Below are 13504 nucleotides of genomic sequence, written 5' to 3' on the forward strand. Positions count from 1 at the left end.
TGGTCCACTCCCCTCAGGCAGCCTTCGCCGTACCGGTCAGCAACCGGCCGAGCTCCGCGCCCCAGCTCCGCGCACGCTCCAGCTCGGCCGCTTCGATCGGTCCGGTGGTCTCGTGCACGAAGAAGCTCTCGGACGTGCTGAGCGGCCGGTAACCCAGCCGGCGCAGCAGCTTCGCCGCCGACCGCGCCGCCGAGCCCGGCAGCCGCCGGACCCGGGCGATCCGGGTGTCGAACGTGGCCACCCGCGGCGCCTTCGCGCCGGCCGGTGGTTTCAGAACCGCCAGCCACTCGCGGATGCCGACCTCGACCGGCATCACCAGGTCACCCTGTTTCACGGCTTCCTGCCGCGTCGACAACCGGCTCATCGAGAACGCGTGCGTCGGTCCCCCGACCACCACCAGCCGGACGCCGTCGGGTACGGCGTCCGGCGCGCGGTTGACCGGCACGGTCTCGGTCTCGACGTACTCCCGCAACCCGTCCCGGACCGCCCACGCGATCCGCTCGGTGTTGCCGAACATCGACTCGTACACGATCAGTGCACGGACAGCCATCGCTTGCTCCTCTCAATGCCTCCGCACGCACCGGCGGTTACACCGGCACGACGGCCAGTGGACAGGTGGCGTGGTGCAGTACGCCCCGGGTCACGGTGCCGAGCAGGGCGGCCGTGACGCGGGCGTGGTGGTGGGCGCCGACGACGATCAGCTGCGCGTCGGCCTTCGCGGCCCCGTTCAGTACGCCGTCGACCCGGTGGCCACGCCGGACGTCGACCTCGATGGTCACGTCCGGGTACTTCTGGTTCCACTCGGCGGCCACGTTCTCGAAGTGCCGCTCGGCCTGCTCGCGCATGTCGGCACTCACGCCCTCGGCATTCACTGCCTCCCAGCCATACAGGCCCGGCAGGTCGAAGACGTACACGATCCGGACCGGCACGTTCCGCTCGCTCGCCGCGGCGATCGCGAACTCCATGACCGGAGCGTGATCGTCACCCTGGTCGAGGGCCACCACCACCGGTCCGGCGTGGTCGGACGGCTTCCAGCGGTCCGGCACGATCACTACTGGAACCGTGGTCTGGGCGACGACCGCTTCCGACGTCGATCCGATCAGCAGCCGCTTGAACGTTCCCATCCCGCGACGGCCGACGACCAGCATCCGGCTGTCGGCAGCCGCGTCGGTGAGGGTCCGGGCGGGTGGGCCGAGCATCAGCTCGGCCTCGTGGTCGAGCAGACCCTGACCGTCGTCCGGGCTCGCGTCCAGTCCTTCGCCCAGGCCGGGACCTTGGGCTTCGTTCCGGTGCTCGTCCAGGTAACCCTGGACGGTGTTGACGAGCTCCGTCGCCTGGTCGTCGACCAGGTCCGGCGGAATGCCGGCGACAGTACGGATCCGCTCATCGATCACATGCACCGCCTGAAGCGGCTCCCGCCGGAGCAGCGACTCCTGCAGAGCCCACTCCATCGCACCGGTGTCGCGCCACGAGTCGTCGACGCCGACGTGGATAACCGCCTTGCTCATCGCACTCACCGCATCCACGGGTACTTGCGGACGAAGTCCTGGCTGCTCCACCACTTGCCGAAGCCCCACACGTTGCCTGCGGCAACAAGAGCCAGGACGACGACGGTGACGGCGCCGATGATGTGGTCGTCCAGCACCGGGTTCGTCGTCGGCGGCAGGTTCGAGGACCACATCATCAGGTACAGCAGGACGCCGCTGACCGCCGCGACGCGCATTCCGATGCCGAGAGTCAGCGCCAGCCCGATTCCCGCCAGCGCGATCATGAACAGCGGGCTGACCCACCAGTCACCGGCCAGCGAGTGGTAGAAACCCTTCAGCGGGCCGGTCGACCCCTTCAGGAAGCCGGCGGTCACGTCGGCGCCGTCGATCCAGGCCTTGCCGGACTTGGTCGAGTAGCCGAGGCCGAAGAGCTTGTCGAAGAACGCCCACAGGAACGTGAGCCCGTAGACGATCCGCAGTACGGCCAAGGCACGCCCGGCCGCGGTGGTGATGATCGGGTGCCGATCGCCGTCCGGTTCCATCGCGGGTGCGGGCAGGTGCTGCCGGTGCGCCCGGTGCGGCGTGGTGGTCATGATGTCGTCCTTTCGTTCGATTCCGACACCTTGATCGTCGAACGTCGCGGTCTTGACGGTCAGAGCCGTTGTCACCGTGTGCGGGAGCCGAACGGCCCCCTCGGCCCGGGACGTAGGTCGCTGCCGGGCGGGCCGGCCGCGGGCAAATGCTGGAGTCAACGGCTGAACACCCAGGAGGTCAGACCATGACGACACACCCTGCCCCGATCGTGATCGGGTACGACGGCTCGCCGGGAAGCGTGTCCGCGCTGGAATGGGCCGCGGCCCAGGCCGGCCGCGCGGCCGCGCCGCTGCGGATCGTCGAGGCCTTCGAAATCGTCATCATCACCCGCCCGTCGCCCGGCAAGGTCGTACCGCTGGAGGCGGTCCGGACAGCGCGCCGGCAGCGGCTCGACGAGGTGGCGGCGAAGATCCGGGTCGAGTACCCCGGTCTGCGCGTCGAGACTGCCCTGATCGGCGGAGCCGCCGCGAAGACACTGGTCGACGCCGCCCAGGACGCGCGGCTCGTGGTGCTCGGCTCCCGCGGACTCGGCGGCTGGAGCGGACTCCTGGTCGGCTCGGTCGCCGTCCAGGTGACCACCCACGCAGAGTGCCCGGTCGTGGTGATCCCGCACGGCTTTCAGCCCCGCGCCGCGCAGGCACCGACGGTGGTCGTCGGTGTCGACGGCTCCAAGTACTCGGCCCGGGCCATCGACTTCGCCTTCGAGCAGGCCGATGCGATGCATGCCGAGGTCGTCGCCCTGCACGCCTGGACGAGTCCCTACCTCACCTACCACGACGGCGAGTCGATGCTGGAGTTCGACGAGGACAAGGTTCGCGAAGAGGCCGCCCTGCTGGTGGCCGAGTCCGTTGCCGGCGCCGCCGCGGCACACCCCGACGTACGCTGGAGCACCGAACTGCCCGAGGGCTCCGCGGGCCTGGCCCTCATCCGGCACTCCGAATCAGCGGACCTGGTGGTGGTCGGAACTCGCGGGCACGGCGGATTCACCGGCCTGCTGCTCGGTTCGGTCGGCCAGAACGTCCTGCACCACACGCAGTGCCCGATCGCGGTCGTGCACTGATCGCCATGCCTCAGTTCAGGTTCCACAGCGAAGAAGCGACCGCCGTCCGGCGGTCGCTGCTGGTCCGCGGGGATCTGCGGGACTGGGTTCCGGCCACGTGCGCCCTGGTCGCCGAGCACCTGCGGCACCACGGCATCGCGCCGAACGGTTTCCCGTTCGCCCGTTGGCACGCCCTGCCGGCCGGAGTGATCGCGGTTGAGGCCGGGTTCCCGATCGCCGCGCGGATCACTGGCGCCGGCTTGATCGAGCCGTCCACGCTCCCCGCCGGGCCGGTACTGGCCGGCTGGCACACCGATCCGGACCAGCAGCTGGCCGCGACGTACCGGCTGCTCGACGAATGGCTGGAGACCGAGGGCGCCATCCGGGCCGGCGACAGCTGGGAGATCTACCACGATCTCCCAGCCTGTGAGGGCCTCGGCGTCCGGATCGAAGTCGTCCAGCCCATCACCTTCGCCCACGCCACGACCGCTCGGCGCTAGTAGAAGATGCCGCCCGGGGTGCGGGCGGTGTCGTCCAGGCGCCAGGTCAATTTGTTGTGCACGGCAACCACACCGTCGACGCCTTCGACCAGGGTGGTCGCGAACGCCACCGTACTGCGCCGCTCCACCTGGCCTGTCAGCGTCACCACGCCCTCCTGCACCGCGACCTCCACCGCCTGCGGGTCGTCCCACAAGTGGCGGTCGACGACGTCACGGTGGACCCGGGCCAGGATCTCCTGATCGGAGGCCACGTACGCGCTGAGCAGGTCGGAGCGGGACACGATGCCGACGAGTTCGGCACCGTCCATCACGACCAGCCGGGTGATGCCGCGGGCCGCCATCAGCCGGGCGGCCTCGTCCAGCGTGCAACCGCCCTCGATCGTGACCGCCGGACTCGTCATCAGCTGCCCGGCAGTCACCGCGTCCGCCTTGGCCCGCGCCGTCCGGTGCAGCCGGCCCGGCCGCTGCTTCGCTTCCTTGCGCAGCAGATCCGACTCGGAAACCACCCCGGTCACGCGGCCGTACGCGTCCCGGACCGGCATCGCGCTGATGTGGTGCTCGGCAAGCAGACCGGCGACGGTCTTGAACGGCGTGTCTTCGGTGACCGTGACAACGTCCTTCGTCATCACGTCGGAAACCACCAGGTAGTGACGCATCATGACTCCTTGTGCCGGCCGGCGATCACGACCGGCGAGTTCGCGTGGTGCAGCAGGCTCTGGCTGACGGAGCCGAGCAGCAGGCCCTTGACTCCGCCACGGCCACGGGAGCCGACCACGACGGTCGAGGCGGTGGCCGACAACTTGATCAGCTCGGTACCGGCCCGTCCCGCCAGAACCGCGGCCCGTACCTGCACGGCCGGATACTTGTCCCGGTACGGCGCGATGCTCTCGGCCAGCCAGTCCTTCAGCAATTGTTCGGTGCCGGCGACGGCCGCCGCGTACTCCGTTTGCGGCAGCCAGCAGTACACCACCCGCAACGGCTCTCCGGTCAGCGCGGCTTCCTCGAACGCGAAGGTCAACGCGTCGTCGGAGTCGGCCGAACCGTCGGTCCCGACCACAATCGGTCCGGGCCGCCGTTCGCCCCGGACCACTACCACCGGGCACAGCGCTTTGGCGGTGACCGCTGTCGCGACCGAGCCGAGGAAGGCTGCCGACATCTTGTTCGGGGATCTCGTCCCGACCACGACCAGCGCGGCATCGCCGGCCTCGCGCAAGATCGCGTGGGCCGGGTCCATGTCCACCAGCGAACCGGACACGCGATCCTCCCCGAGCCGGTCCCGCGCGATCCGGATCGCCTCGTCCAGCTCCTGCTGGAAGGTGTCCAGCGCTATCGGTGGCGGCACGTACCCGGCCATTCCGATCGCGGGCCACCGGTCCAGATCGTTCGCGTACGCCCGCACCACCCGGATCGCGAGATCGCGCCGGACGGCCGCGTCCACGGCCCAGCGCAACGCGGTCCGGCTCTCCGGGGTGTCATCCACCCCGACGAGGATGTAGTCCTTCATCACCGGCATTCCCTTCAGTCGCTCGGATGCTGCACGAGGATTTCTTTCAGGCCGTCGACGAACGCCAGCGATTCGTCGTACCCGCGCTGCCAGACGTTGCGGCCGAAGATCAGGCCCAGGCCGCCGGCGTCCATCGCCTGCTCGGCCTTGCGGTACATCGCCTCGTCACCGGCGCGCTCGCCCCCGGAGACCAGCACGAGGGTACGGTTCGCGGACCGGACCACACCGTCGATCGCCTGCTGCGGCGTGAAGATCTCCTCGTACGGCGGCTTGACGTTGTCGCGCTTCGACGGCTGCGGGAAGTTCACCTTCACCACGTCCGCGCCGAGCTCGCTGGCCACCCGCGCCGCGTAGTCGACGGCGTAGAAGGAATCCTTGCCACCCTTGCTCTCGATCGCCGCGCCGCGCGGGTACGCCCACACGATCACCGGCATGCCGAGCCGCTCGGCGTCCGCGCGGATCGTCCGGTACTGGGTGAAGTCGGTTTCCTGCGCGGGCGATCCGACGTACAGCGTGTAGCCGACCGCGTCCGCGCCGAGCCGGACGGCGTCCTCGACACTCGCGTGCACCGGCGACAACGCCGCGGCGTCCGGCGGGATGTCGGTCTTGCCGTTCAGCTTCAGGATCAGCGGGATCTCACCGGCGTAGTCCCAGAAGAACTTCTCCGCCAGCCCGATCTGCAGTACCACCCCGTTGAACTCGCCGGCTTGCGCCAGCTTCATCACGTACGCCGGGCCGGACGCCGCCGGGTTCGCGAAGAAGTCCCGCGGACCGTGCTCCAGGCCCTGGTCGTACGGCAGGAACAACGCCGTACCGTTCCGCAATCCGTGGTCGAACAGGATCCGGCGCAACCGGGCCTTCTTGCCCACGCTCAGACCGAGCTCGTTCAATGCCGCACGCTTCTGCATGGCTGTCATCTCCCTACTCCCACTCTCGGCACGCCGGCCCGGAGGCGGCAGAGGCGTCGGTCCCGGACCGGCCGGGACCTTCGCCTGATCCTTGTCAGTTGTGGTCAGTTCTGGTTCGCCTGCTGCCGGATCGCGGTGATCGCGAACGCCTCGACCCGCTGGTAGTGACCGCCGGTGGAGGCGACGATCGTCAGCGCCGGATCCGTCCCGCCGCGGAACGTCACCTGCGCCGACCACGGCTGCGCGGCTCCGCCCGCGGCCACGCAGCAGAAGGTCCCGAGCCGGTCTCCGGTGGAGGCCTGGCGTACGTCGACGCGGACCGCCTCGTCGACGCCGGTGATCCGGCCGCCGACTGTCAGCGGGGACCGGGCGACCGCGCCGTACGACGGACGCGTGAGTGTGAGACTGCTGTCGCGCGTCCCGACGACCTCCCAGGGCGCGTCGTCGCCCTGGCCCAGCCGGGCGAGGTGGATCGTCGCGGCGACCGCGGGCGGATTCTGCTCCGGCCGGTAACCGACCGAGACATAGGCCTCGTCGCCTTGGACGGACTGCGACACGACCAGGTTGATCTCGTCGAACTGCAGGAATCCAGTGGTGAACGAGAGCGCCGTCTGCCCTGGGTCGAGGTGCCAGGGCTGCTGTCCGCCGCTTCGGTACGCCTGCTGCCATCCGGCCGCCGCGGCTTCGGAAGTGAAGGGCCACAGCGGCTGGTACCGGAAGGTCCGGTGAACCGGCGTACTCGGGGCCGGCTTCGGGCTGGTGGTGACCGTCACCGTCGGACCCGGTTGGGTGACGGTGGTTCCAGGCGACGGCGACGTACCGGACGGCTGCCCCGAATCGTTGACCAGGACAACCATCGCGACCGCCAGCGCGATGATCGCCAGAACGGCGACGGCAATCGCCCACCGCGCCCTGACATCGGTGACCTGCCGCTCCGGGGGCCGCCCAGAACCGTTCTCAGCCATGTCCTTACTCCTCGCTCTCACGTTCTCCGGACCCCTCGTCCGCCGCGGACGAGACCACGACCGTGGCCTTCGCGCGGCGGCCGGAGCGCGCCCGTTCGCGCAGGTCGGTGAATTGACGGCGAAGGCGGTCGGCTGCCTCGTCGACGGCTTCGATCAGGGACGCGGCCGACGCGTGCACATGAAGGGGCACCCCACCGACGGCGGCCGCGGCCTCGACCGTGGCCGGTGCTTCGTTGGCCGGATTCGCGGCAACGGTCAGTACGACGTGAATCCGGTCGACGCTGGGCGTCCGGCTGACGGCGTGCTGGATCTTGCCAAGCGCGTAGCCGGCATCCTGCTCCGAAACCTCTCCCCGAACCGTCATTTGCACGTTGGTCATGGCTTCTCCCTCACCTTCGCTACGTAGACCGCCGCAACAACCAGCAGAGTCCCCACCGCGAGCAGCACCAGCGGCGCCGCCAGCTGCCCGGGAAACCATTCGGTGATCACGGCGGGCAAGATGTTCAGCGCACCGACCGCACCAACCACGAGCAACAGCAGGTCGCGAATCACGACCGCCACGACGACCACCGCGACGAGGGTGCAGATCGCCAGCACGCCTCCGGCGCCGGTGGGCAGTGTCATCAAAGTTCCGGTCAGGGCGACGGCCGCCGCGAGAGCCAATACCGGGCGCCGCGGCTTCACCTTGCCGAACCAGCCGAGGAGGAACCAGACCACACCAGTCCCCCAGACAGCCAGCCCCGGCAGGTGCGGACGGGTGACCAACTGCGCAACCGCCGTCGCAGCCACCAGCGCGATCGCGACGAAGAACGCCGTCTGCTGCGCGAGAACTGGCAACCGCCACCACAGCAGCGCTGCCAAGGTTGCAGCGCCCACGCTCGCTGTCAGCCCCACGGCAGGGCCGTCGAACCTCAGCACTCGGTCGGCGAACAGCGCGAAGAACCCGCCGGTACCCGCAGTCGCGAGCAGCCACAGGACAGCACGCAGCCGAACATTGGCGGGCCGGGGCGCTTCGGGTACGCCGAATCCGGCCAGCAGCAAGGCTGCAGCGGCTCCTCCGGCGATTCCGAGCCGCGCACCGTCCGCCAAGGAGCCCCAGTACCGCGCCGCGATCAGCGACGCGGCAACCAGGACGATCACCCCACCGAGGTACGCGAGCGCTTCGACCACCAACGCCGTACGCCGGTGTCCTTGGCCGGTTCGCCCAGTGACAGGTGCGGGCTCGGTCAGACCGAGGTCGCCACGCATCCGGCCGGCCTGCGCGGAGGTGATCAGCCCGTCCGCCACCCAGCGATCGATCAGCGCCGGCAGCGCCGCGCGCTCGTCGGTTGATGCCCTCATACCTTCACCGTCGAGTACGTGCCGCACCCCCGGCAGGGCCGAACGGCCTGTGCTGACCAGGGCCGACGGGTCAGCGCACGACCGCGATCGGACAGGCGGCGTGGTGGAGAACGGCGCGACTGACGGAGCCGAGCAGGAGGCCGCGCAGACGGCCCCGGCCGTGGGAACCGACCACCAACAGGGATGCGTCCCGCGATTCGTCCACCAAGACCGTCGCCGCGATGCCGTGCACCAGTTTCTCGGTGGTCTTCACGTCCGGGTGATCGACGGCTTGCCCCGCCACGGCCTCGCCGAGAACCGCGGCGCTGTCCTCCTCGAGGGCGTCCGGATCGGTCACCGGGAACCGCATGTCACCCGGCCCGGTGGACTGCGGATCGTGCCAGGCAAGCACGGCCCGGACGGACTCGCCGGCTTCTTCGGCGAACCGGAACGCGAACCCGATGGCGTTCCGGCCATGCGCCGACCCGTCCACGCCGACGACCACGTCGCCAGGACGAGGCGACCAGCCCGCCGGCACCACCACAACCGGGCCGGTGGCGTGGGTCGCGACGTGGGTCGTCACCGACCCCTCGGTGAGCTCACGTACCTCACCGAGTCCACGGGAGCCGAGCACCAGCATCGCCGCGCCGGCACCCGCCCGCAGCAGGCTCGGCACCAGATCGCCGATCGTCACCTCGGCCTCGATCGCCACCTCCGGGTACCCCGACCGGAGGCGCCGGCACGCCTTCTCCAGCAGCCGCTCGGCCGCGCGTTCGAGTACCTCCCGGCCGGCCAGCAGCGAGGCGCCACTCGTACTGCGAATGACCGGCCACGGCATCACATGAATCATCCGGACCCGCCGGCCGAGACGTTCCGCGGTACCGGCTGCCCAGCGCGCGGCCGCGTCACTCGCCGCCGACCCGTCGTACCCGACCACGATCGGTGGTCCAACCAACGGCCGGATCGTCCCGAACTCGTCCACGACGGCTCCTCTCGACCGCACCTGCTCCTACTCGATGCTGCACGCCGTACGGTGGTGTAGGACAGGGACGAACGGCCCTGCTTCAAGGCTCGATTGGCCTGTCCCGGACCCCTGCCGAGCTACTGAGTGGGCCGCTGAAACGCGGCGCGGATATCGGCGGCGGTCGCGGTGGTGGTGACGACCAGGACGGTGTCGCCGGGGGCGAAGCGGTAGTCGTTGCCAGGGACCACAGGTTTGCCGTCGCGGACGACGGCACCGACGACGGTGCCGCCAGGCAGGCTGAGCCCGCCGGGCGTCGTGCGGACGGCGGCCGAGTCTTCGTCGAGGTGAGTCTCGATCACGGAGACTCCCGCGGCAGCCAACCGGATCAGGCCGACCGTGTCGGTGGCGCCAGTTGCTTCTTCGATCAGCGAGATCAGCGAGGCCTCGGCCGGCAGCGCGACGTCGACTCCCCAGCGCTCGTCGAACAGCCAGGCGTTGCCGGGATCGTTGATCCGCGCCAGGGTGCGGCCGACGCCGAACTGCCGCTTGGCAAGCAACGCGATCACCAAGTTGTCCTCGTCCTCGCCGGTCGCCGCGAGGAGCAGGTCCGCGTTCAGCGCGCCCGCGGTTTCGAGGATCTTGGGCTCGCACGCGTCACCGTGGACGAGCCGGTACGGCGCGTCGCCGAGTTCTTCGAGCCGCGCCCGGCGCTGGTCGATGACAGTGACCTGGTGACTTGTCGCGGTCAGCAGCTGAGCGGCCTGGTCGCCGAGCCGTCCACCGCCCGCGATGAGCACCTTCATGTCCCGAGCTCCTTGTCCAGAAAAGACCGCAGCCGCCCGAGCGCCGTGGCCGCGACCGCGAGGCTGACCCGATCGCCGGGCTCGGCGGTGGCATCCCGGCGGGGCAGGAACGAGTGACCACCACGGGTGATCGCGACGACGCGCAGCTGGCCGTCGACTTCGAGCTCGTGGATCGGCCGGCCACCCAGCCAGGGCGGCAGAATCTCCGTGACGAGCAGGGTTTCACCGTTGCCGAAGCTGCTGTCGGGGTGCAGCTGGCGATGCTGCAGCATCTGATGAATGCGATCTGCCGTCCAGCGGACACTGGCCACGGTAGGGATGCCCAGGTCGTGGTAGATGTCGGCGCGGCGGGGATCGTAGATCCGGGCGATGACGTGCGGCACCCGGTAGTGCTCCTTGGCGATCCGGGCACCGACGATGTTGGTGTTGTCGCCGGAGGTGACGGCGACGAAGGCATCCGCGGTGGTGATCCCGCAGGATTCGAGCACGCTCCGGTGGAAGCCGTTGCCGACCCTGAAGTCGCCGGGGTACGACGCCGGCAGCAGCTCCCGCGATTCCGCGTCGCGATCGATCACGCTGACGTCGTACCGCTCGAGGGACAGTTGCTGGGCGAGGGTGGAGCCGACCCGGCCGCACCCCATGATAATGGCTTTCATCCGCTGAACTCCTTCCGGCGGTCGCCGTACCGGAGTACGGCCTTGCGTGTCTCGTCGGCGACGAGCACCAGCGCGCCGACCGCCGCGAGCAGCACCCAGTCCGACAGCGCCAGGGGCGCGGTGTGGAAGATGGTCTGCAACGGCGGCACATAGCTGATCGCGCACATGATCGCGACACCGGCGCCTTCGGCGACGACGAGTCGCGGGTTCGACAGCACACCGATCTGGAAGATGCTGAGCCGGTCGCTGCGGACCGTGAAACCGTTGAAGAACTGGCTGCAGACGATGCCCGCCTGCGTCATCGTGATGGCCTCGCGGTAGACCCGGTTGTCCGGGGTGAATGCATGGAAGCCGACGCCGGCACCGTGGAGGTGCCAGAAGAACAGCGTGGTGACACCTATCGCCTGGACGGAGCCGAGGAAGAGGAAGCGCCGGACGACCGCGCCCGAGAACAGGTGCTGGTCGCGCCGCCGGGGTGGCTGATCCATCACGCCGCGTTCGGGCGGTTCGGAACCGAGGGCGAGCGCCGGCAGGACGTCGGAGCCGAGGTCGATGGCGAGGATCTGTACGGCGGTCAGCGGGACGAGTGGGAAGCCGGCCAGCGTCGCGACGAGGATCGGCACCAGCTCGCCGATGTTGTGGCTGAACAGGTAGATCAGGAACTTGCGAATGTTCTGGTACACCGAACGCCCGAGCTCGACCGCCGTCGCGATGGAGGCGAACGAGTCGTCGAGCAGCACCATCACCGACGCCTCGCGGGCCACGTCCGTACCGGACCTGCCCATCGAGATGCCGATGTCGGCGCGTTTGAGGGCGGGCGCGTCGTTGGCGCCGTCGCCGGTGACGGCGACCACCTCGCCAAGACCGGCGAACGCGGCCACGACCCGCATCTTGTGCTCGGGTTTGACTCGCGCGAACAGCAGGTCGTCCGGTCCCGCCAGCACCGCGCGCAAGCCGGCGTCGTCCGTACGGTCCAGTTCTTCCCCGGAGATCGTCTTCGGGTGCCCTGGCGGCCGCAGGATGCCGACCCGGCGCGCGATGGCCTCGGCGGTGAGCGCGTAGTCACCGGTCACCATCACGATCCGGATACCGGCCCGGTGGCACGACTCGACCGCGGTGACAACCTCCGGCCGGGGCGGATCGAGCATGCCGACCAGGCCGAGGAAGGTCAGGTCGTTCTCGGCTTCCAACTGCCCGGCCTGCTCGCTGCCGACAGTCCGGACCGCCACCGCGAGCACCCGTAGCGCCGAGCGGGCCAGGTCGTCGTTCGCCGTCAGGATCTGCTTCCGGTCGAGGTCTTCCAGTCCGGCACAACGGGCGAGCACTTCCTGCGGTGCACCCTTGACGTACGCCCGGATCCGGCCGTCGTACCGATGCAGCGTCGTCATCAGCTTCCGGACGGAGTCGAACGGGAACTCACCGACCCGTGGTGCCAACGCCTGCTCGGCGTCCAGATCGATCCCGGCCTTGACCGCGGCGACGAGGAGCGCCCCCTCGGTGGTGTCACCGAGCACCCTCCAGCCTTCCTGGCCGGACGGTGGCAGCAACCGGGCATCGCAGCACAACGCGGCGACGCGCAGCAGGTCACGGACCGGTTCCGGGTCCTCGACCGTGCCGTCCGGCGCGTAGCCGACACCGGTGATCGCGTGGGCGTGCCCGTCGGCCCAGACCACCTGGGCGGTCATCTCGGCTTTGGTCAGAGTGCCGGTCTTGTCGGTACAGATGACCGTGGTCGATCCCAGCGTCTCCACCGCGAGGAGTTTCTTGATCAGCGCCTGCCGGCGCGCCATCCGCCGGACGCCGACGGCCAGCGTGACCGACAGCGTCGCCGGAAGCCCTTCGGGGACCAGCGCCACCATCACGCCGAGCGAGAAGACGAACGTCTTGACCAGTGGGTCACCGGCGGGCAGCCGGACGAAGAAGAGCAACGCGCCCAATGAGAAGGCCGCCGCGGCCACTCGTTTCGCCATCAACGCGACCTGCTTCTGCAGCGGACTGCGGTCGGACGAGGTCTGCTCGGTCAGCCGGAAGATCCCGCCGAATTCAGTCGCCGCCCCGACAGCGGTGACCACCGCTTTGCCGACGCCGTCGGTGACCGTCGTGCCCATCCACGCCAGGTTGCGGGCCTCCAGCTTGGGGACCTGCGCGCCGACCGGATCAGCACTCCGTCCGACCGGATCGCTCTCACCGGTGAGCGCCATGTTGTTGACCTTCAGGTCGTGCGCGTCGACGAGCCGGCAGTCCGCCGACACCGCGTCGCCGGCCTCCAGGGCGACCAGGTCGCCGACCACCAGCTCGACGGCCGGCACCTCGATCCGCTCACCGTCCCGGACCACGCGGCAGCGGTGCGGCACCATGGCCTGGAGTGCCTCGGCCGTGCGCTCGGCCATGTACTCCTGGCCGAAGCCGATGGCAGCGTTCAGCACGACGACCGCGACGATCGCGATCGCCAGCTGGAGGTTGCCGATGTCGGGCGGAGTACCGAGCAGATACGCCAGGAACGTGATCACCGCCGCGACCTGCAGCACCACGGCCATCAGATCGGTGAACTGGGCGGCGAACCGCAGCAGCAACGGCCGCCCTCGTGTCCGGGGCAACTCGTTGCGGCCGTGCTCCGCCAGCCGCGTCGCGGCCTCCGCGGCCGTCAGTCCACGGCGCCCCGACCCCAGCATGGTGAACACGGCGTCGACCGGCTGCCGCTCGACCGGTGCCGGCTCCGGCACCGCCGCGACCTTCCCGTCGGGTGCCAACGTTCCTCCCCAGC

General features: G+C 69.8%; 15 protein-coding genes. 2 read left to right on the forward strand and 13 right to left on the reverse strand.

All coding sequences use genetic code 11. From position 1 onward, the window contains the following. Positions 1–13 precede the first annotated feature (13 nt). The 3 genes from HDA44_RS09085 to HDA44_RS09095 are packed head-to-tail and all read right to left on the reverse strand — an operon-like array spanning position 14 to position 2155. Complete coding sequence (locus tag HDA44_RS09085) at positions 14–550, reverse strand: flavodoxin family protein (protein ID WP_184832903.1); 537 nt, start codon at positions 548–550, stop codon at positions 14–16. A gap of 37 nt (positions 551–587) precedes the next feature. Then, positions 588–1508, reverse strand: coding sequence for a universal stress protein (locus HDA44_RS09090; RefSeq protein WP_184832905.1), 921 nt, complete (start codon positions 1506–1508; stop codon positions 588–590). 5 nt (positions 1509–1513) lie between these two features. Then, the gene (locus tag HDA44_RS09095) at positions 1514–2155 is read right to left on the reverse strand and encodes a hypothetical protein (protein WP_319041695.1); all 642 of its coding nucleotides are present in this window, start codon (positions 2153–2155) and stop codon (positions 1514–1516) included. A 110-nt stretch (positions 2156–2265) separates the two neighbouring features. On the opposite strand from HDA44_RS09095, the gene HDA44_RS09100 reads away from it, so the two are divergent. Together HDA44_RS09100 and HDA44_RS09105 are read left to right on the forward strand one after the other, a co-directional pair. After that, entirely contained in the window at positions 2266–3141 is an 876-nt protein-coding gene (locus tag HDA44_RS09100; RefSeq protein WP_184832907.1) for a universal stress protein, read from the forward strand. A gap of 5 nt (positions 3142–3146) precedes the next feature. Next, entirely contained in the window at positions 3147–3620 is a 474-nt protein-coding gene (locus tag HDA44_RS09105; RefSeq protein WP_184832909.1) for a GyrI-like domain-containing protein, read from the forward strand. Here HDA44_RS09105 and HDA44_RS09110 read toward each other — a convergent pair. From HDA44_RS09110 to HDA44_RS09155, 10 genes are all read right to left on the reverse strand, one after another. Continuing rightward, a complete protein-coding gene (locus HDA44_RS09110) occupies positions 3617–4279 on the reverse strand; it encodes a CBS domain-containing protein (protein ID WP_202887280.1) in 663 nt (220 codons plus the stop codon). The genes HDA44_RS09105 and HDA44_RS09110 overlap by 4 nt on opposite strands. Continuing rightward, positions 4276–5124: a universal stress protein gene (locus HDA44_RS09115; RefSeq protein WP_184832911.1), complete on the reverse strand. Its 849-nt coding sequence runs from the start codon at positions 5122–5124 to the stop codon at positions 4276–4278. The genes HDA44_RS09110 and HDA44_RS09115 overlap by 4 nt, the downstream gene beginning before the upstream one ends. A gap of 14 nt (positions 5125–5138) precedes the next feature. After that, a complete protein-coding gene (locus HDA44_RS09120; protein ID WP_184832913.1) occupies positions 5139–6032 on the reverse strand; it encodes a class I fructose-bisphosphate aldolase in 894 nt (297 codons plus the stop codon). A 104-nt stretch (positions 6033–6136) separates the two neighbouring features. Continuing rightward, positions 6137–6997 carry a hypothetical protein gene (locus HDA44_RS09125; protein WP_184832915.1) on the reverse strand — a complete coding sequence of 287 codons (861 nt, stop codon included), beginning with the start codon at positions 6995–6997 and terminating at the stop codon, positions 6137–6139. Between the two features lie 4 nt (positions 6998–7001). Next, complete coding sequence (locus HDA44_RS09130) at positions 7002–7376, reverse strand: HPF/RaiA family ribosome-associated protein (RefSeq protein WP_184832917.1); 375 nt, start codon at positions 7374–7376, stop codon at positions 7002–7004. Continuing rightward, entirely contained in the window at positions 7373–8338 is a 966-nt protein-coding gene (locus HDA44_RS09135; RefSeq protein ID WP_184832920.1) for a DUF2157 domain-containing protein, read from the reverse strand. Before HDA44_RS09135 ends, HDA44_RS09130 begins: the two co-directional genes overlap by 4 nt. A gap of 70 nt (positions 8339–8408) precedes the next feature. After that, on the reverse strand, positions 8409–9299 hold the full coding sequence (locus tag HDA44_RS09140) for a universal stress protein (RefSeq protein WP_184832923.1): 891 nt from the start codon (positions 9297–9299) through the stop codon (positions 8409–8411). A gap of 119 nt (positions 9300–9418) precedes the next feature. Continuing rightward, entirely contained in the window at positions 9419–10084 is a 666-nt protein-coding gene (locus tag HDA44_RS09145) for a potassium channel family protein (protein ID WP_184832925.1), read from the reverse strand. Further along, the gene (locus HDA44_RS09150) at positions 10081–10740 is read right to left on the reverse strand and encodes a potassium channel family protein (protein ID WP_184832927.1); all 660 of its coding nucleotides are present in this window, start codon (positions 10738–10740) and stop codon (positions 10081–10083) included. Before HDA44_RS09150 ends, HDA44_RS09145 begins: the two co-directional genes overlap by 4 nt. Then, entirely contained in the window at positions 10737–13490 is a 2754-nt protein-coding gene (locus tag HDA44_RS09155; protein ID WP_202887281.1) for a cation-translocating P-type ATPase, read from the reverse strand. Before HDA44_RS09155 ends, HDA44_RS09150 begins: the two co-directional genes overlap by 4 nt. Positions 13491–13504 lie beyond the last annotated feature (14 nt).

This window comes from Kribbella solani, assembly GCF_014205295.1.
In the GTDB taxonomy this organism is placed as follows: Bacteria; Actinomycetota; Actinomycetes; order Propionibacteriales; family Kribbellaceae; genus Kribbella; species Kribbella solani.